General features: G+C 68.4%; 13 protein-coding genes. 5 read left to right on the top strand and 8 right to left on the bottom strand.

Going from position 1 to position 17,922, the window contains the following annotated elements:
* Nucleotides 1–177: 177 nt before the first annotated feature.
* A complete protein-coding gene (locus BCR55_RS14605) occupies nt 178–1,524 on the top strand; it encodes an MFS transporter (protein WP_053297162.1) in 1,347 nt (448 codons plus the stop codon).
* A gap of 248 nt (nt 1,525–1,772) precedes the next feature.
* Nucleotides 1,773–3,707 (top strand): SurA N-terminal domain-containing protein, encoded by a 1,935-nt coding sequence (locus BCR55_RS14610; RefSeq protein WP_053297163.1) that lies wholly within the window; start codon nt 1,773–1,775, stop codon nt 3,705–3,707.
* Between the two features lie 132 nt (nt 3,708–3,839).
* Here BCR55_RS14610 and BCR55_RS14615 read toward each other — a convergent pair whose 3' ends face one another.
* Entirely contained in the window at nt 3,840–4,520 is a 681-nt protein-coding gene (locus tag BCR55_RS14615; protein WP_006408397.1) for an arylesterase, read from the bottom strand.
* Between BCR55_RS14615 and BCR55_RS14620 the strand changes: the two genes are divergently transcribed.
* Nucleotides 4,519–5,220, top strand: a complete 702-nt coding sequence (locus tag BCR55_RS14620) for an ABC transporter ATP-binding protein (RefSeq protein WP_006408398.1) — start codon at nt 4,519–4,521, stop codon at nt 5,218–5,220. The two genes, BCR55_RS14615 and BCR55_RS14620, sit on opposite strands and share 2 nt — an antisense overlap.
* Before the next feature lie 104 nt (nt 5,221–5,324).
* Here BCR55_RS14620 and pgi read toward each other — a convergent pair whose 3' ends face one another.
* The 3 genes from pgi to BCR55_RS14635 all read right to left on the bottom strand — a co-directional run bounded on the left by pgi (nt 5,325) and on the right by BCR55_RS14635 (nt 9,947).
* Nucleotides 5,325–6,947 (bottom strand): glucose-6-phosphate isomerase, encoded by a 1,623-nt coding sequence (gene pgi / locus BCR55_RS14625; RefSeq protein WP_059938364.1) that lies wholly within the window; start codon nt 6,945–6,947, stop codon nt 5,325–5,327.
* 109 nt (nt 6,948–7,056) lie between these two features.
* Nucleotides 7,057–8,601 carry an NAD(P)H-hydrate dehydratase gene (locus BCR55_RS14630; RefSeq protein ID WP_059938361.1) on the bottom strand — a complete coding sequence of 515 codons (1,545 nt, stop codon included), beginning with the start codon at nt 8,599–8,601 and terminating at the stop codon, nt 7,057–7,059.
* Between the two features lie 41 nt (nt 8,602–8,642).
* Complete coding sequence (locus tag BCR55_RS14635) at nt 8,643–9,947, bottom strand: FAD-dependent oxidoreductase (protein ID WP_065494722.1); 1,305 nt, start codon at nt 9,945–9,947, stop codon at nt 8,643–8,645.
* Between the two features lie 250 nt (nt 9,948–10,197).
* Here BCR55_RS14635 and purL point away from each other — a divergent pair, with 250 nt between their 5' ends.
* Both purL and BCR55_RS14645 read left to right on the top strand, forming a co-directional pair.
* On the top strand, nt 10,198–14,262 hold the full coding sequence (gene purL / locus BCR55_RS14640; protein ID WP_065494723.1) for a phosphoribosylformylglycinamidine synthase: 4,065 nt from the start codon (nt 10,198–10,200) through the stop codon (nt 14,260–14,262).
* A gap of 4 nt (nt 14,263–14,266) precedes the next feature.
* Nucleotides 14,267–14,824, top strand: a complete 558-nt coding sequence (locus BCR55_RS14645) for a GNAT family N-acetyltransferase (RefSeq protein ID WP_053297167.1) — start codon at nt 14,267–14,269, stop codon at nt 14,822–14,824.
* 90 nt (nt 14,825–14,914) lie between these two features.
* Here BCR55_RS14645 and BCR55_RS14650 read toward each other — a convergent pair.
* From BCR55_RS14650 to BCR55_RS14670, 4 genes are all read right to left on the bottom strand, one after another.
* A protein-coding gene (locus BCR55_RS14650) for an IS3 family transposase (RefSeq protein WP_105775252.1) occupies nt 14,915–16,137 on the bottom strand; the annotation gives its coding sequence in 2 pieces (ribosomal slippage) (nt 14,915–15,769 and nt 15,772–16,137; 1,221 coding nt in all).
* A gap of 111 nt (nt 16,138–16,248) precedes the next feature.
* Nucleotides 16,249–17,031, bottom strand: coding sequence for a peptidylprolyl isomerase (locus BCR55_RS14660; RefSeq protein ID WP_006407741.1), 783 nt, complete (start codon nt 17,029–17,031; stop codon nt 16,249–16,251).
* A 9-nt stretch (nt 17,032–17,040) separates the two neighbouring features.
* Nucleotides 17,041–17,355 (bottom strand): BolA family transcriptional regulator, encoded by a 315-nt coding sequence (locus BCR55_RS14665; RefSeq protein ID WP_006402252.1) that lies wholly within the window; start codon nt 17,353–17,355, stop codon nt 17,041–17,043.
* A gap of 1 nt (nt 17,356) precedes the next feature.
* Nucleotides 17,357–17,887, bottom strand: coding sequence for a septation protein A (locus BCR55_RS14670; protein WP_006402253.1), 531 nt, complete (start codon nt 17,885–17,887; stop codon nt 17,357–17,359).
* Nucleotides 17,888–17,922 lie beyond the last annotated feature (35 nt).

Genomic DNA, 17,922 nt, shown 5'->3' on the forward strand with positions numbered 1-17,922 from the left:
AGGCTCGCGTTCTGCCGGGCAGCCCGTGTGTATCGACAGCAGCGACACAGCAATCCGGCAAAGCCGGCACAGCCCCACGCGAGCGCGACGGGGCCACACAAAAACAAGCAATACAACTGGACGCGTGCCGGATCGCCGCATTCGGCACGAGAACCTCAGGTTTAAATGGAGACCCGAATGCGAAATATCGACGTATGCCAATTGTCCGACGGCGCGCGGTTTGGCCGGTTTCATGCCGGCATCCTGTTCTGGTGCGCGCTGATCATCATTTTCGACGGCTATGACCTCGCGGTGGTCGGCATCGCGCTGCCGTCGATCATGGCCGAGATGAAGGTCGGTCCGACCGGCGCCGGCTTGATGGTCAGCTCGGCGCTGTTCGGCATGATGCTGGGCGCCGTGTTTCTCGGCACGATCGCCGATCGCATCGGCCGCGTGCGTGCGATCGTCATCTGCATTCTGCTGTTCAGTATTTTTACCGCGGCGGCGGGCGTCGCTCACGAGCCGGTCACGTTCTGCATCGCGCGTTTTCTCGCCGGCCTCGGCATCGGCGGCGTGATGCCCAACGTCGTCGCGCAGATGACCGAATTCTCGCCGCGCCGCATCCGCAGCACGCTGGTCACGCTGATGTTCAGCGGCTACTCGGTGGGCGGCATGCTGGCCGCGCTGGTCGGCAAGGCGATGATCGCCCGTTACGGCTGGCAGTCGGTGTTCATCGCGGCGGGTTTGCCGGTGCTGCTCGTGCCCGCGATTCTCGCGTACATGCCCGAATCGATGAGTTTTCTGATCCGCAAGGGGCGCACCGAGACCGTCGGGCGCGTGCTGTCGCGCATCGAGCCTGGGTATCGGCCGCAACAGGGCGACAGCTTTTCGATCTCGGGCCAGGAGAAGGGCGACGCGCCGGGCATTCGCAGCCTGTTTGCCGATGGACGCGGCTTCAGCACCGTGATGCTGTGGGTCGCCTTTTTCATGTGCCTGTTCATGGTCTATGCGCTGAGTTCGTGGCTGACGAAGCTGATGGCCGGCGCGGGCTACAGCCTCGGCTCGGCATTGACGTTCGTGCTCGTGCTGAATTTCGGCGCGATGATCGGCGCGATCGGCGGCGGCTGGCTGGCCGACCGCTTCAACATGAAGCACGTGCTGGTCGCGATGTATGGGCTCGCGGCCGTGTCAATCGGCCTGCTCGGCGTGAAGGTGCCCGAGCCCGTGCTGTTCGTGCTGGTCGGCCTCGCCGGCGCATCGACGATCGGCACGCAGATCGTCACCTATGCGTTCGCCGGGCAGTTCTACCCGATGGCCGCCAAATCGACCGGGATCGGCTGGGCGTCCGGCGTCGGGCGCAGCGGCGCCATTCTCGCGCCGATCGTGATCGGCTTGCTGGTCAGTCAGGCGCTGCCGCTTCAGCAGAACTTCCTGGCCATCGCCGTGCCGGGGCTGATCGCGATGGTCGCCGTCGGCCTGATGCGCCCGCTCGAGCCGGTGCATGCGCAACGAAGCGTCGAAGCGGCGCAGGCCGACGTCGCGTAAGGCGGTGGTCGGGCGGGGCCGCGCGGCGATGCGTCGCGGCGGCGGCCCGCCCGCGCGGCGTTTTCGCCGTACTTGGGACAAGGGACATATCGCGGCGAGCCTGCCCGCAGCGGGCAGATTGCGGCGCGCGGACCGTGCGCCGCGACGAGCCGGCGGCGCCCCGCGGCGGCGCGCTGTCCTGCCGGTTCGCCTTTTTTCCCGCCCACTGTTGTAATATCGGGCGTTTTGTCCAATACACCCCGTCACGCATGCTCGATTTCTTCCGTAATCACCAGCGCCTGATGATGGCGCTCCTGCTCCTGATCGTATTGCCGGGGCTGGGTTTCGTCGGGATCCAAGGTTTCCGCGGCTTCTTCGACGAAAGCGCGAACGTCGCGGCGGTCAACGGGCACAAGATCACGCGCGTCGAATTCGACGGCGCGTTTCGTCAGCAGATCGATCAGGCGCGTCAGGCGCTCGGCGCTCAGTTCGACATCAAGGCGTTCGATACGCCGGAACACCGCAAGCAGGTGCTCGACGGCCTGATCCAGCAGCGCGTGCTCGCCGATGAAACGCAGCGTCTGCATCTGACGGCCTCGGATAACGCCGTGCGCGAAGCGCTGCTGAGCGACCCGATGATCGCGTCGCTGAAGAAGCCCGACGGCTCGATCGACGTCGAGCGCTATGCGCAGCTGATGTCGTTCCAGGGCATGACGCCCGAGCAGTATCAGGAGCGCGTGCGCTACAGCCTCGCGCTGCAGCAGATTCCGGCGAGCATCGTGTCGAGCGCGTTTACGCCGAAGAGCCTCGCGCAGCGGCTGTCGGAGCTCGCCGCGCAGCAGCGCGAAGTGCAGGCGCTCGTGCTGAAGACGAGCGACTATGCGTCGAAGGTCCAGCCGACCGACGCACAGCTCGCCGCGTACTACGACGCGCACAAGCAGCAGTTCGCGACGCCCGAGACGGCGACGATCGAGTATCTCGTCTATTCGCCGGCCGCGGCCGCCGCGAGCGCGCAGCCGACCGACGCGGACATCAAGAAGTTCTACGACGACAACCCGACGCACTTCCGCACCGAAGCGCAGGTTCGCGTGAGCCACATCTTCATCGCGGCGGCGAGCGACGCGAGCGCCGCGGACAAGGCGGCCGCGAAGGCGAAGGCCGAGCAACTGCTCGCCGACGTGAAGGCGCACCCGGACCAGTTCGCGCAGATCGCCGAGAAGAACTCGCAGGACGCGCCGTCGGCGGCGAAGGGCGGCGATCTCGGCTTCATCACGCGCGGCTCGACCGCGGGCGGCAAGGCATTCGACGACGCGGCGTTCGCGCTGAAGCAAGGCGAGATCAGCGGCGTCGTGCAGTCCGATCTCGGCTTCCACATCCTGAAGGCGACCGACGTGAAGCCGTCGATCGTCAAGCCGTTCGCGGAAGTGAAGGACGAAATCGCCGCGACCCTGAAGCAGCAATACGCGGCGAAGGCATTCTCGGACAACGCGGAAGGCTTCACGTCGACCGTCTACGAGAAGGCGAAGAGCCTGCAGCCGGCCGCCGACAAGTACAAGCTGACGATCCAGACGGCGACCGTCACGCCGACGCCGAATCCGCAACTGCCGGCCACGAGCCCGCTGAACAACGCGAAGTTCCTCGCGGCGGTGTTCGCGAACGACTCGGTGAAGGCGCACAACAACACGCAGGCGATCGATGTCGGCAACAACACGCTGATCTCGGCGCGCGTGACCGACTACAAGCCGGCCGCCGTGCCCGCACTCGACGCGATCAAGGACGCCGTGCGCCAGAAGGTCGTCGCCGAGCAGGCTGCCGAACTCGCGAAGAAGGACGGCGCGGCGAAGCTCGCGGAACTGCAGAAGTCGAAGTCGACCGAAGGCTTCGCGGCCGCGCAGAAGATCTCGCGCACGCAATCGCAGGGCCTGAGCCCGGCCGCGCTGAGTGCCGTCTACAAAGTCGATCCGAAGACACTGCCCGCCTATGTCGGCGTCGATCTCGGTGCGGAGGGCTATGCGATCTATCGCGTGAACGCGGTGATCCCCGGTTCGGCCGTCGATCCGCAGCAGCTGGCGGCCGCGCAGCAGCAGATGGCGCAGGTCGAGGCGCAGAGCGAAGGCGAAGCGTATCTCACCGCGCTGCGCGATCGCTCGAAGGTCAAGCTGTACGGTTCGACCGCGAGCCAGTCGCAGGGCAACGACGACTGAGCGCCGACTGAGCGTCGTTTCGCGCGCAACCCGATGTGCGTCGTGCGCCGCCCGGCGGCAGCGCGGCGCGAGCTGCATTCCGATCCCTGTCCGGCATCGCGCCGGCAGGGATTTTTCATTGGGGCGAACGCTTCAGCCGCGCGGCTTGCCGAGCAGCGGCTTCAGCGTCGGCCACACGTTGTCGAGCAGCACGCGCTGCGCCTGCTGCGTCGGATGGATCTGGTCGGACTGGAACATGTCGGGCTTGTTCTCGATGCCGGCAAGCAGGAACGGGACGAGCGGCACGTCGAGTTCCTTCGACAGCCGCGTATAGACCGCATGGAACTTCTGCGTGTAGTCGGGGCCGTAATTCGACGGCACGTACATGCCGACCAGCACGACTTTGGCGTGCGCGCGCCGCGCATCGGCGACGATGTCGCGCAGATTGCGCTCGGTCGTCGCGAGCGGCACGCCGCGCAGTGCGTCGTTCGCGCCGAGCTCGACGACGACGATCGAGGGCTTGAGCCGCTGCAGCACGGCCGGCAGCCGTGCACGGCCGCCGCTCGTGGTGTCGCCGCTGACGCTCGCATTCGCGACGCTATAATCGATTCGCTCCGTCGCGAGCCGTTGCCGCAGCAGCGCGACCCAGCCCGTGTCGCGCGGCAGCCCGTATTCGGCCGAGAGGCTGTCGCCGAGTACGGCGATCACCGGCTGTCCCGTGGTCGAGGTCGCGGCCGGCGTTGCGGCGGCGCGAGCGAATCCCGTCGCGGCCAGCGTGCCGCCCAGCAGCGCGACGAGCGCCGCGCGTCTTTTCCAGCGAAGTGTCCTGTCCATGTTCAAGATTACCGATCCGATCATCGAAGTGCATGACGTGTGCAAGCGGGTCGCCGACGCGACGGGCGAGCTGACGATCCTCGACGGCATTTCGCTCGCCGTGCGGCCCGGCAGCAGCCTCGCGATCGTCGGTGCGTCGGGGTCGGGCAAATCGACGCTGCTCGGCCTGCTTGCGGGATTGGACAGCGCAACGAGCGGCACGGTTCGGCTGCTCGGCCGCGCACTCGACCAACTCGACGAGGACGCGCGCGCCGCATTGCGCAACGGCTCGGTCGGCTTCGTGTTCCAGTCGTTCCAGCTGATGCCGCATCTGACTGCGCTCGAAAACGTGATGCTGCCGCTCGAACTGCAAGGCGGGATCGGCACGCGCGACGCGGCGGAGCGCGCACGGGCGCTGCTCGCGCAGGTCGGCCTCGCCGAGCGGACCGCGCATTATCCGAAACTGCTGTCGGGCGGCGAGCAGCAGCGCGTCGCGCTCGCGCGCGCCTTCGTCACGCGCCCGGCCATCCTGTTCGCGGACGAGCCGACCGGCAGTCTCGACGCGGCGACCGGCCACGCAGTGATCGACCTCATGTTCGAACTGAACCGCACGCACGGCGCGACGCTCGTGCTCGTCACGCACGATCCCGAGCTGGCGCGCCGCTGTGCGACGACAGTCACGCTCGATGCCGGGCGCATCGTCGCGTCGCACGCGGCATAAGGCGCCATAACGCCGCATGGCGCCGCATGACGCGGCGCAGCGCGCGACGGCTCGGTCGCCGGGCCGCGTGCGACAGCGTCCGCACGCGGCCGCGGCGGCGCGCGTCAGCGCTTGAGCGCCGCGCGTGCGCGCGCGATCAGCGCGGTCGTCGACGAGTCGTGCTTCGCGGTATCGACCGCGTCGGCCGCCAGATCGGCCTCGACGACCTTGCCGAGAATCTTGCCGAGCTCGACGCCCCACTGATCGAACGGATTGATGTCCCACACGGTCGCCTGCACGAGCACCTTGTGCTCGTAGAGCGCGATCAGCGCGCCGAGCGCGCGCGGCGTCAGCGCGTCGACGAGCAGCGTCGTCGTCGGGCGGTTGCCGGGGAAGGTCAGGTGCGGCGCGAGATCTTCCTTGCCGGGGCCGGCGACCTTGCGCGCTTCCTCGAGCGTGCGGCCGAGCATCAGCGCCTCGCTCTGCGCGAAGCAGTTCGCGAGCAGCTTCGGATGGTGACTTGCAAGCGGATGCTCGGGCGTCAGCACCGCGATGAAGTCGATCGGTACGATCGTCGGCCCCTGATGCAGCATCTGGAAGAACGCGTGCTGACCGTTCGTGCCCGGTTCGCCCCACGTGACGGCGGCGGTCGGATAGTCGACGAAGCGGCCGTCGAGGCGCGCCGACTTGCCGTTGCTTTCCATCTCGAGCTGCTGCAGATACGACGGCAGATAGTGCAGCGCTTCCGAATACGGCGCGACGAGATAGCTCTGCGAGCCGAAGAAGTTCCGATACCAGATGCCGATCAAGCCGAGCAGCACCGGCAGGTTGCGTTCGAGCGGCGCTTCGCGGAAATGGCGGTCCATGTCGTTCGCGCCGGCGAGCAGTTCGTCGAACTGCTCGGGGCCGATCGCGATCATGATCGACAGGCCGACCGCCGACCACAGCGAGTAGCGGCCGCCGACCCAGTCCCACATTTCGAACACGTTGTCGGCGGCGATCCCGAATTTCACGACCTCGCCCGGATTCGCCGAAACGCCGACGAAGTGCTTCGCGAGCGCATCCTCGGGGCAGCCCTTCGCGACGAACCAGTCGCGCAGCGAGCGCGCGTTCGTCATCGTCTCGAGCGTCGTGAACGTCTTCGACACGACGATCGCGAGCGTTTCTTCCGGATCGACCTGCTCGAGCACGCGCGCGAGATCGGCGCCGTCGACGTTCGACACGAAATGCATCGAGATGTCGCGCGTCGCGACGTGGCGCAGCGCGTGCGTGACCATTTTCGGCCCGAGGTCGGAACCGCCGATGCCGATGTTGATCACGTGGCGGATCCGCTTGCCCGTGTGGCCCGTCCACGTGCCGCTGCGCACCGCGCGCGCGAACGTCGCCATCTTCGCGCGCTCCGCGCTCACCTGCGCATGGAAGGGCGCGTGCGGATCGGTCGCGCGCAGCGCGGTGTGCAGCGCCGCGCGGCCTTCGGTCGGGTTCACGATCTCGCCGGCGAACATCGCGTCGCGACGCGCTTCGACGCGCGCTTCGCGCGCGAGCTGCACGAGCAGGCGCAGCGTTTCGTCGGTGATGCGGTTCTTCGAGAAGTCGGCCGTGAGACCGCCGCCCGAGAACGTGAAGCGCTCGGCGCGCGTCGGCGCGGGGTCGTTCTGCGGCGCAAACCAGTCGCGCAGACGCGCGTGACGGATCTGTTCGAAGTGGGATTGAAGGGCAGTCCAGGCGGGGAGCGAATTCAGCGTCATGGCGGTTCGTGTGAAGCGTGAATCGGGAGGAATGCCGCGCCGGCGCGTCGGGATCGGACGGCCGGCGGACGAGGGCCCGCCGTGCGGCGGGGCAGTCAGTATAGCGGCGTTATGCGTCGGCGCGCGGCGACGAACGAAAAAGGCGATTGATCAGCGTGCGCACCGTCGGCGCCAGCTCGCCGGCAGTCAGCCCCACCGGCCCGGTGCCGGCCGCGGTCAGCGTGTCGGCGGCGAGCCCGTGCAGATAGACGCCGGCGAGCGCCGCTTCGTACGGCGCGACGCGCTGCGCCAGCAGCGCGCCGATCAGGCCGCCGAGCACGTCGCCCGTGCCGCCCGTCGCGAGCGCCGCATTGCCGGTCGGATTCACCGCGAGCCGGCCGTCGGGCGCGGCGATGACCGTGCCCGCGCCTTTCAGCACGACGATGCTCGCGTAGCGCGCGGCAAGCGCCTGTGCGGCCGCGAGGCGGTCGCGCTGCACCGCGCGCGTGTCGCTGCCGAGCAGCCGCGCCGCTTCGAGCGGATGCGGCGTCAGCACGCACGCGCGGCCGCGGGCGCCGCGCGCGGCGACGGCCGCGGCGAGATCCGCGTGCGCGGCGACGAGGTTCAGCGCATCGGCGTCGAGCAGCGCGGCGGCATCGTGTGCGAGCGCGTCGCGTACGAGCGTGGCCGCGGCGTCGCGCGTGCCGAGCCCGCACCCGGCTGCGATCGCGGTCATCGCGCCGAGTTCGAGCGTGTCGGCAGGATGCAGCATCAGCTCCGGGAACGGCGGATCGTAAGGCGGCGCGCCGGCGCCGAGCAAGCCGACATGCACCTTGCCCGCGCCCGCGAACAGCGCGGCGCGCGCGGCGAGGATCGGCGCGCCGCACATGCCGGTGTCGCCGCCGAGCACGGCGAGGCTGCCGAACGTGCCCTTGTGCGACGCGAATGCGCGCGCGGGCAGCGCGTGTGCAAACCGTGCGGGCGCGTTCAGCACGATCGCCGGCGAGGCGGGCGGCGCGAGGTCGAGCGACGCGATGTCGATTTCGCCGGCCAGATCGCGACCCTCGACCATGTACAGGCCCGGCTTCGCGCCGATGAAGGTGAGCGTGTGCGTCGCGACGACGGCCGCACCGCCGCCGACGATCTGCCCCGTATCGCTGTCGAGCCCGCTCGGCACGTCGAGCGCGAGCACCGCGCCGCCGCGTCGCGCATGCTCGGCGATGCGTGCGGCCTGCGCAGCGAAGACGCCGTCGAGCGCGCGGCCGAGCCCGATGCCGAACAGCCCGTCGACGACCCACGCATAGCCGTCCAGCGACGCGGGCGGCTCGGCCGCCATCGGCACGCCGGCCGCGCGTGCGACGCCGAGTGCCCATTGCGCGTCGTCGGGCTTGACGGGCACCGGCATCCACGCGTGCACGGCGACGCCGAGCTGCTGCAGCCGCGCAGCCGCGACGAGTGCGTCGCCGCCGTTGTTGCCCGGGCCGACGGCGAACCAGACCGGACGGCCGCTGCCGCCGGTGCGCGCGGCGAGCCAGTGCGCGGCGGCGGTGCCGGCGCGGTCCATCAGCGTATGCGCGGGCAGGGCGGCGGCCGCGGCCGTTTCGGCGGCGCGCAGATCGGCGACGCGCAGCAGCGCGATCGGGTCGGAATCGGGGAACGGGTGGGCGAGCGGCATGGCGACGGATCGGGAACCCGCCGCGAAGCGTCGCGCGGCGGTCAGGTCGTGAAGCGCTCGGCGCGCAGCGCGGCGAGCGTGTCGGCGGGCCAGTGCTGCACGTTGCCGCCGAGATAGTCGGTCACCACTTTAGCAGACCCGCAGGCGAGCGCCCAACCGGCCGGCCCGTGGCCCATATTGACGAATACGCGCGGATGCGGGGTCGGACCGACGACCGGCAGCCCGTCCGGCGACAGCAGCTGCGCACCCTGCCACGACAACGCGGCCGAAATCTTCGCGGCGCCCGGCACCCAGTCGTGCGCGGCCTGGCCGAGCAGCGCGAGCGCGGCTTCGGCGAGCGGTTCGGCGAGCGGCTTTGCGAGATCGGCGGCGCGCTGCAGCACCGCGCCGCCGCCGATTCGCAGCCGCTGCTGGATCCGCGTGATCGCGATCCGCTTGACCGAATCGACGATGCTCAGATGCGGCGCGTACTCTTCGTACGCGATCGGCGCGCTCAGCGTGTGCATGCGGATCGGATGCAGCGGCAGCCGCCAGCCGAGCCGCTCGAGCAGCGCGATGCTGCCGGTGCCGGCGGCGACCACGACCGCGTCGGCCGAAATCACGTCGACTTCGCGCGCGTGCGCGGCGCGCCGGTCGCCGCGCGGCGGCGCGAGTTCGACCGCCGCGCGGCCCGCGTCGACGCGAATCGCCGCGACGTCGGCGCCGAAGCGGAACTGCACGCCGTGCTCGTCGAGCGTCTGCTTGACGAGCTTCGCGAACAGCGGGCAGTTGCCGGTGCGCTCGGTTTCGAGCAGCACGCCGCCGGCGAAATCCGGCTCGGCGCGCACCGACGGTTCGAGTGCGGCGCAGGCGTCGGCGCTCAGCGTCCGGTGCGGCTGATCGAGCGTGGGCAGCAGCGCCAGCGCCGGCTGCAGTGCGTCCCAGTCGCGCGCGTCGCGCACGACGTGCAGGATGCCCGTCTTCTGCTCGAACTCGAGCCGGAAGCGGTTCTCGATGTCGGCGACCGCCTCGCGCGCCGCGTCGATCAGCGGGCGCAGCCGCGCATACTGCGCGACGAACGCGTCGGGCTCGCGCAACGCGGCGAGCCGCTTCGCGAAGCGGCGCACGGCGCCGTCGAAACCGGGCTTGTACACGATGCCGCTGTCGCGCGGCTGGCGCGCGTGCATGAAGGTCGGCCCGAACCAGACGTCGAGCGGGCTCGGCAGTAGCGCGCCGCCGTCGCCGTAGGTCGCGCCCTGCGCGACGGTCGCGTGGCGTTCGACCACGCAGACGCGATGATCGGCCGCCCGGAGCTGGTAGGCGGTGGCGACGCCGGTGAGTCCGCCGCCGATGACGATGACATCCATGGATTGCTTCGATGACGGGCGGCGCGCGGCCACCCGGTGAGAATTCGCGTGACGGGCCCGCGGCCCGGGGAACCGCGAATGATAGCGCCAAAATCGCGCCGGACGGCGCCGCGCGGCCGCACGCGCACCGCGGCGGTGCACGCGGCGCACCCGACGGGCGGTCTTGGGCGACCGACTTACGGGTATAATTACGGCCTTCCTTTCGCCCCATGTCGCCCTCTAGCGCGACTCATCGACGTCAGTCCAGCCCATGGCTCACTTCTCGTGTTTTCCCGGCGCTTCGGCCCTCTCCGATTTCCGTCAAACCCGTCTGCTCGACACGCTCAGGCAAATCGACGCCAACATCGTCGCGGTGCGCGGCCAGTACCTGCATTTCGTCAACGCGGCCGAACCGCTGTCGGCCGACGACAGCGCGCGCATCGATGCGCTGATGCACTACGGCGCGCCGTTCGAGCCGGCGGCCGAGAAAGGGACGCTCGAGACCTTCGTCGTGCTGCCGCGCTTCGGCACGGTGTCGCCGTGGGCCAGCAAGGCGACCGACATCGCGCAGCACTGCGGCCTCACGCACGTGCGCCGCATCGAGCGCGGCATCGAGTTCACGGTCACGCTGAAGTCGGGCCTGCTCGGCGGCAAGAAGGCGCTGTCCGACGACGCGCGCGCCGCGGTCGCGGCCGCGCTGCATGACCGGATGACCGAAAGCGTGGTGGCCGCGCGCGACGATGCGAAACACCTGTTCGACGAACTGCCGGCCAAGCCGCTGACGACGGTCGACGTGCTCGGCGCCGGCCGCGGCGCGCTCGAGCGCGCGAACGTCGAGCTGGGCCTCGCGCTCGCCGAAGACGAAATCGACTACCTCGTCGATGCGTTCCGCAAGCTCGAGCGCAATCCGACCGACGTCGAGCTGATGATGTTCGCGCAGGCGAACAGCGAGCACTGCCGTCACAAGATCTTCAACGCGCAGTGGACGATCGACGGCGAAGCGCAGGACATGTCGCTGTTCGCGATGATCCGCAACACCGAGAAGCTGAGCCCGCAAGGCACGATCGTCGCGTATTCGGACAACTCGTCGATCATGATGGGCGCCGAAGCCGAGCGCTGGTTCCCGCGCGGCGCGGGCGCGGCCGGCGAGCCGGGCGAGCGCTACGGCCGCCACACGGAGCTTACGCACACGCTGATGAAGGTCGAGACGCACAACCACCCGACGGCGATCTCGCCGTTCCCGGGCGCGGCGACCGGCGCGGGCGGCGAGATCCGCGACGAAGGCGCGACGGGCCGCGGTGCGCGGCCGAAGGCGGGCCTGACGGGCTTCACGGTATCGAACCTCGATCTGCCGGGCGCGCGCCAGGTGTGGGAAAACGCGCGCGACGCCGCGCAGCCGCTCGCGCAGCGCAATCCGAACGAGCAGCACGGCCCGTACGGCCGTCCGGACCGCATCGCGTCGCCGCTGCAGATCATGATCGACGGCCCGCTCGGCGGCGCCGCGTTCAACAACGAATTCGGCCGCCCGAACCTCGGCGGCTATTTCCGCGTGTACGAACAGAACGTCGGCGGCACCGTGCGCGGCTATCACAAGCCGATCATGATCGCGGGCGGCCTCGGCAACATCGCCGATCAGCACACGCACAAGCACGACGTGCCGGCCGGTTCGCTGCTGATCCAGATCGGCGGCCCCGGCATGCGGATCGGGATGGGCGGCGGCGCCGCGAGCTCGATGGCGACCGGCGCGAACACGGCCGAACTCGACTTCGACTCGGTCCAGCGCGGCAATCCGGAAATCGAGCGGCGCGCGCAGGAAGTGATCAACGGCTGCTGGCAGCTCGGCGCGGAAAACCCGATCCTCAGCATCCACGACGTGGGTGCGGGCGGCCTGTCGAACGCGTTCCCCGAGATCGTCGACGGCGCGGGCAAGGGCGCGCGCTTCGAGTTGCGCAAGATCGCACTGGAGGAGTCGGGCCTGTCGCCGCGCGAGATCTGGTCGAACGAAGCGCAGGAGCGCTACGTGCTCGCGATCGCGCCGGCCGACCTGCCGCGCTTCGAGGCGATCTGCGCGCGCGAGCGCTGCCCGTTCTCGGTGGTCGGCGTCGCGACCGACGAACTCCAGCTGCAACTCTTCGACGAGCAGGCGACCGGCGCGGATGCGTACCCGGTCGACATGCCGATGGAGGTCCTGCTCGGCAAGCCGCCGCGCATGCACCGCGACGTCACGCGCGTGCATACCGAGCGCGCACCGGTCGACGTGACGGGCATCGCGCTGTCCGCGGTCGCGGTCGACGTGCTCAAGCATCCGACGGTTGCGAGCAAGTCGTTCCTGATCACGATCGGCGACCGTACGGTCGGCGGCACGTCGGTGCGCGACCAGATGGTCGGCCCGTGGCAGGTGCCGGTCGCCGACTGCGCGATCACCGCGCTCGACTACGCGGGCTTCCGCGGCGAGGCGATGACGATGGCCGAGCGCACGCCGCTCGCCGTGATCGATGCGCCCGCGTCGGGCCGCATGGCGGTCGGCGAGGCGATCACGAACATCGCGAGCGCGCCGATCGCGTCGCTCGACAAGCTCAAGCTGTCGGCGAACTGGATGGCCGCATGCGGCACGCCGGGCGAGGACGCCGCGCTGTTCGACACGGTGAAGGCGATCGGCATGGAGCTGTGCCCGGCGCTCGGCATCGGCATCCCGGTCGGCAAGGACTCGCTGTCGATGAAGACGAAGTGGGAGGAGCAGGGCGTCGCGAAGGAAGTCGTCGCGCCGGTGTCGCTGATCATCTCCGCGTTCGCGCCGGTCGAGGACGTGCGCCGTCATCTGACGCCGCAGCTGCGCCGCGTCGCCGACGCCGGCGACAGCGTGCTGATCGCGATCGACCTCGGTCGCGGCAAGAACCGCATGGGCGGCAGCATCTTCGCGCAGGTCACGCAGCAGGTCGGCGACACGACGCCGGACGTCGACGATCCGCAGGACCTGAAGCGCTTCTTCGACGCGATCCAGTCGCTGAACGCGCAGGGCAAGCTGCTCGCGTACCACGACCGCTCGGACGGCGGGCTGTGGGCGACGGTCTGCGAAATGGCGTTCGCGGGGCGCGCCGGCGTGTCGCTGAACGTCGACATGCTGACGCTCGACGCGAACCACGAATCGGACTACGGCGACGCGAAGGACTGGGCGAAGCAGACGAGCGGACGTCGCGACGACCGCACGCTGCGCGCACTGTTCAACGAGGAACTGGGCGCCGTCGTGCAGGTGCGTGCGGCCGACCGCGACGCGGTGCTCGGCGCGCTGCGCGAATTCGGGCTGTCGACGTGCTCGCACGTGATCGGCACGGCCAACGACCGCGACGTGATCGAGGTGTACCGCGACGCGAAGAAGATTTTCGATGCGCCGCGCACCGAGCTGCATCGCGCATGGGGCGAAGTCAGCTGGCGCATCGCGCGCCTGCGCGACAACCCGGCGTGTGCGGATGCCGAATACGACGCGCTGCTCGATGCGGCCGATCCGGGCATCTCGCCGGTGCTCGGCTTCGATCCGGAAGAAGACGTCGCCGCGCCGTTCATCGCGACGGGCGCGCGCCCGCGCGTCGCGATCCTGCGCGAGCAGGGCGTGAACTCGCATCTCGAAACCGCCTACGCGTTCGATCGCGCGGGCTTCGATGCGCACGACGTCCACATGAGCGATCTGCTCGCCGGCCGCGCGACGCTTGCCGATTTCGCGGGCGCGGTCGCGTGCGGCGGCTTCTCGTACGGCGACGTGCTTGGCGCCGGCGAAGGCTGGGCCAAGACGATCCGCTTCAACGCGAAGCTGGCCGACATGTTCTCCGCGTTCTTTGCACGTCCCGACACGTTCGCGCTCGGGATCTGCAACGGCTGCCAGATGCTGTCGAGCCTCTCGTCGATGATTCCGGGCGCCGACGCATGGCCGAAGTTCACGCGCAACAAGTCCGAGCAGTTCGAAGCGCGCTTCTCGTTCGTCGAAGTCGAGAAGTCGCCGTCGATCTTCTTCACGGGGATGGAAGGGTCGCGGATTCCGGTCGCGGTCGCGCACGGCGAAGGCTATGCGGACTTCTCGCAGCAGGGCGACATCGAGCGCGTCGCGGTCGCGATGCGCTACGTCGATCATCGCGGCGAGGCGACCGAACGCTATCCGTTCAACCCGAACGGGTCGCCGGCCGGCATCACGTCGGTCACGACGGCCGACGGCCGCTTCACGGTGCTGATGCCGCACATGGAACGCGTGCATCGCACGGTCACGATGAGCTGGCATCCGGAAGGCTGGGGCGAAGCGAGCCCGTGGATGCGCGTGTTCCGCAACGCGCGCCGCTGGATCGGCTGACGCCGTGTCGTTCGATCCGTACGCACCCGTCGAAGTCGTCACGCTGCGCGACGAGCGCGCGTCCGACGTCGACGCGATCGCGGACGTGATCGTGTCCGCGTTCGCGGGCGAACCGGAGCACGGGCAGTTCGAACGGCGGATCGTCGACGCGCTGCGCGCGGATCGCGCGCTCGCCGTGTCGCTCGTTGCGGAGCGCGACGGCCGCGTGATCGGGCATGTCGCCTGTTCGCCGGTATCGATCGGCGGCGCAGCGGCCGGCGATTCGCGCTGGTACGGGCTCGCACCGCTCGCGGTACGGGCCGATTGCCGGCGGCGCAGCGTCGGCGCCGGCCTCGTGCGCACGGCGCTCGACGCATTGCGCCGTCGCGGCGCGCAGGGCTGTGTCGTGCTCGGCGATCCCGCCTACTATGCGCGCTTCGGCTTCGCGCCGTGCGCCGAACTCGTGTTTCCCGACGCGCCGGCCACGCATTTTCTGGCGCTGACGCTCGACGATGCCGCGCCGCACCGCGCGGGCATCGTCCGCTATCACGACGCGTTCTATCCGGAGCAGGCGCAGCACTGAGCAGCGCCGCCGTGCTGCGATCTGCCGCGCGCCGCGTTCGCGCTTCGCGCGCACTGTCAAGTCCTAGAATAGGTTGACAGTATCCGTACGCTAGAACGCCCGATGCACCGCATCGGGCGTTTTGTATTTCAGGGCAGCATGTGGCCGCTCGTGGTTGTAGGTGCGCACGGACTGTTCGACCATCTTGGTGGCCTGCTCGAGGTCAGCAGGACGCTGCAGCAAGAACTCACCCTTGAGGATGCCGTTGACCCGCTCGGCCAGCGCATTTTGATAGCAGTCGTAGCCGTCCGTCATCGAACAGCGCAAGCCGTGACGCCGATGGATGTCCTGATAGTAGGTCGAGCAGTACTGGATCCCACGATCGGAATGATGGATCAAGGGCTGGCTGGTCTGGCGCGTGCGCAACGCCTTCTTCAGCGCCTGACTGACCTGTTCGGTCTGTAGGCTGTCGTGAACGTGATGACCGACGATCTTGCGCGAGAACGCATCGGTAATCAGGCTCAGGTACACGAACGGGCCAGCCGTGGGCAGATAGGTGATGTCGGCCACCCACACTTGTTCGGGCCCAGTCGGCACGACCTGATCCGGCCCGGGTTTAAGCAGATTCGGATGTCGCCGGAAGCGATGATGGCTCTGCGTCGTCTTGTGGTACGCCCGGTGTGGCACGACCAACAGGCGCGCGGCGCGCAGCACATCGAACAATCGATCTCGCCCGAGCTTGATGCCGCGCTCACCCAAGACAGGCCCGAGCAGATGGTGCAGCTTTCGTGCCCCGAGTCTCGGTTGGCGCAGCCGTATATCGCGCACCAGCGTCGTCACGACTTCGGCTTGCGTGCTGCGGCGTTCCTCGCTGCGACATCGCTTGTAATACGCTTGCCGGCTGATGCCCATGTAGCGGCAGGCTCGTTCGACGCTCAGCTTTTTGATCCGCTTTTGCGCGACGACCTGCCCGAAGGCTTTTTTACGGTGATCCCGTAGTCCTTGCGCATCACGTCGAGCACGGCCTCGAACAACGCAGCTTTCTCCTGTGCCTCTCGCAGCTGCGTTTCCAATTCCTTGATGCGCTGCTCCGGCGTGAGCGGCTTGGCGTCTTGCTTTGACATAGTAGAACCCGATCGCGCACGGCCGGATGGATCGGCCCAATCCTGCAAGCCGTGCTTACGTAACCATACCAGCACGGTCGAGCGTCCTTGGATGCCGTAGCGCCGCTGCGCCTCTTTATACGTCAGCTCGCCTTTTTCGACTTGGGCCACCACCGATAGCTTAAAAGCCAAGCTGTAGTCCCGCTGCGTCCGCTTGATCCCTTGTTCCACTTGCCACCTCTTCGTCTCGGCGAAAAAGTGTCAACCTATTTCAGGACGGGTCACACGCAACAAAAAAGGCCGCTCGAAGCGGCCTTTCTCTTTGGTGCAGCGTCGGCGACGTTACTGGATCTTCGCCTGCTGACGCAGCGTTTCCTCGAACGTCTGCAGCTTCTGCTGCACGAGCTGCTGCGCGATCTGCGCCTTCACCTGCGCGAACGGCGGCGGTGCGACATCGCGGATGTCGTCGACGCGGATGATGTGCCAGCCGAACTGCGTCTTCACGGGCTCGTCCGTCATCTGGCCTTTCTGCAGCTTCTGCGCGGCTGCCGCGAATTCCGGCACGTACGCCTTCGGGTCCGACCAGTCGAGGTCGCCGCCATTCTTGCCCGAGCCCGGATCCTTCGAATACTGCTTCGCGAGATCCTCGAACTTCGCGCCGCCCTTGATCTTCGCGATCAGGTCCTTCGCCTGCTGCTCGCTGTCGACGAGGATGTGGTGCAGGTGATATTCGCGGTTGCCGCCGGCCGTCTTCACGAGCTCGTCGTAGCGCGCTTTCACTTCGGCGTCGGTCGGCTGGTTCTTCTTCAGGAAGTTCTCGATCATCGCGCGCAGCACGACCGTCTGCTGCGCGACCGCGACCTGTGCCTTCACGTCCGGGCGATTCGGGATGCCTTCGCGAATCGCTTCCTGCATCAGGATTTCGCGGTTCACGAGTTCCTGGCGCACGGCCTGCTGCAGCTGCGGGCTATCGGTCTGGCCTTGCTGCACGAGTTGCGCGACCATCGCGTCGGCGCGCGACTTCGGAATCGGCGTGCCGTTGACGACGGCGATGTTCTGGGCAAAGGCCGGCGCCGCTGCGAAAGCAGCCGCCGCGAACCACAGGCGGGGGGATTTCAGGATCATCGGGAATTCCTAATGCTGGATTGAAGATTCGTCGAATTCTTCGGGCGTGTAAGCCACGATCGCGAGCGCATGAATGCCGCGCTGCATCGCATCGGCGAGCGCATCATACACCAGCCGGTGCCGCGCGACGCGCGACTTGCCGGCGAACGCGGCCGATACGATCGTGACCGTATAGTGGCCGCCCGCCGCCGCGCCGGCGTGGCCCGCATGCTGCGCGCTGTCGTCGCGTACGGCCAGCGACACGGGCGCGAGCGCCGCGGTGAGGCGCGCCTCGATCAGCGCGATGCGCGCGTCGGGCGACGCATGGAGAAACGCGTCGGTCATGTCACTCGTCCTTCAGGTACTTCGTGAGCCACAGGCTCTGCAGAATGATGAACACGACCATGGCGCCGGTCGTGCCGAACAGCTTGAAGTTCACCCATTGCGATTCGGTGAAGTTGTGCACCACGTACAGGTTCGCGACGCCGAGCACCGCGAAGAACAGCGCCCACGCGACGTTCAGCTTGTCCCACACCGGGTGCGGCAGCGTGAGCTGCTTGCCCATCATCTTCTCGATCAGGTTGTTGCCGAACGCATAGCGCGCGGCGAGCAGCCCGATCGCAAACAGCCAGTACAGCACAGTCGGTTTCCATTGAATGAATTTCTCGTCGTGCAGGACGAGGGTGGCGCCGCCGAAGACGACGATCACGCCGAGGCTGACCCACAGCATCGTGTCGACCTTGCGATGGCGGAAGGCGACCCAGGCGACCTGGGCCAGCGTCGCGGCGATCGCGACGGCGGTGGCGGTGAAGATGCCCCAGACCTTGAAGGCGGCGAAAAACAGGATGATCGGAAACAGATCGAACAGGAATTTCATGGCGCTCGCGGCTGCGTGAAAAGGCCGCATGCGCG

It is taken from the genome of Burkholderia sp. CCA53, assembly GCF_001685525.1.
Lineage (GTDB): Bacteria > Pseudomonadota > Gammaproteobacteria > Burkholderiales > Burkholderiaceae > Burkholderia > Burkholderia multivorans.

What these genes read in the sequence shown, in the direction of transcription:
- pgi (WP_059938364.1), bottom strand. Translation starts at nt 6,947, where the DNA reads ATGACGCTGAATTCGCTCCCCGCCTGGACTGCCCTTCAATCCCACTTC.
- BCR55_RS14620 (WP_006408398.1), top strand. Translation starts at nt 4,519, where the DNA reads ATGTTCAAGATTACCGATCCGATCATCGAAGTGCATGACGTGTGCAAG.
- purL (WP_065494723.1), top strand. Translation starts at nt 10,198, where the DNA reads ATGGCTCACTTCTCGTGTTTTCCCGGCGCTTCGGCCCTCTCCGATTTC.
- BCR55_RS14660 (WP_006407741.1), bottom strand. Translation starts at nt 17,031, where the DNA reads ATGATCCTGAAATCCCCCCGCCTGTGGTTCGCGGCGGCTGCTTTCGCA.
- BCR55_RS14670 (WP_006402253.1), bottom strand. Translation starts at nt 17,887, where the DNA reads ATGAAATTCCTGTTCGATCTGTTTCCGATCATCCTGTTTTTCGCCGCC.
- BCR55_RS14615 (WP_006408397.1), bottom strand. Translation starts at nt 4,520, where the DNA reads ATGGACAGGACACTTCGCTGGAAAAGACGCGCGGCGCTCGTCGCGCTG.
- BCR55_RS14665 (WP_006402252.1), bottom strand. Translation starts at nt 17,355, where the DNA reads ATGACCGACGCGTTTCTCCATGCGTCGCCCGACGCGCGCATCGCGCTG.
- BCR55_RS14635 (WP_065494722.1), bottom strand. Translation starts at nt 9,947, where the DNA reads ATGGATGTCATCGTCATCGGCGGCGGACTCACCGGCGTCGCCACCGCC.
- BCR55_RS14610 (WP_053297163.1), top strand. Translation starts at nt 1,773, where the DNA reads ATGCTCGATTTCTTCCGTAATCACCAGCGCCTGATGATGGCGCTCCTG.
- BCR55_RS14630 (WP_059938361.1), bottom strand. Translation starts at nt 8,601, where the DNA reads ATGCCGCTCGCCCACCCGTTCCCCGATTCCGACCCGATCGCGCTGCTG.
- BCR55_RS14605 (WP_053297162.1), top strand. Translation starts at nt 178, where the DNA reads ATGCGAAATATCGACGTATGCCAATTGTCCGACGGCGCGCGGTTTGGC.